Genomic DNA, 428 nt, shown 5'->3' on the forward strand with positions numbered 1-428 from the left:
TTACACCGGCGGATGGGTTCTTGCGCATAACTTCAGGTCATACGGAAAAAAACTGGGACAGCGTGGGAATGTATAATACCGGGCCGTCAAAAAAACTGATCAAACAGCGACGGGCCTATGCCGAGGATATCAGAAATATTTACCGCATTCTGCTGGCCAGAAAATCCATACTTGAACAGCGTTCTGCACCTGACGAAGAATCTCAGCTGACGGCAAAAATAACGCCGCAGCCGCTGAGAGACTGATATAAAAAAACCCGGTTAACCGGGTTTTTTTATTCAGCTTTTAAGCCGGGCAAACTCTTCCGCCATTTTCCACAGCGCCTGGTTAAGTCTGATGTCGCCATCAATCCCGGTCACCGGTCGCGTCGTGGTTCTTTTTCCTTTCGCCGTTCTGCCACGCACGCCACCTTTGATCAGATTCTCCTG

Annotated in this window: 2 pseudogenes; one reads left to right on the plus strand and one right to left on the minus strand. The window is 49.5% G+C overall.

Annotated elements, in window-relative coordinates:
• Positions 1–245 (plus strand): annotated as a pseudogene (locus IAE50_RS25710) (lytic transglycosylase); the annotation flags it as partial.
• Positions 246–278: 33 nt separating this feature from the next.
• Here the strand turns inward: IAE50_RS25710 and IAE50_RS25715 are convergent.
• Positions 279–428, minus strand: a pseudogene (locus tag IAE50_RS25715) (hypothetical protein); the annotation flags it as partial.

Origin of the sequence: Kosakonia sp. S42 (genome assembly GCF_016624785.1) — a bacterium.
GTDB classification, from domain to species: Bacteria; Pseudomonadota; Gammaproteobacteria; order Enterobacterales; family Enterobacteriaceae; genus Kosakonia; species Kosakonia cowanii.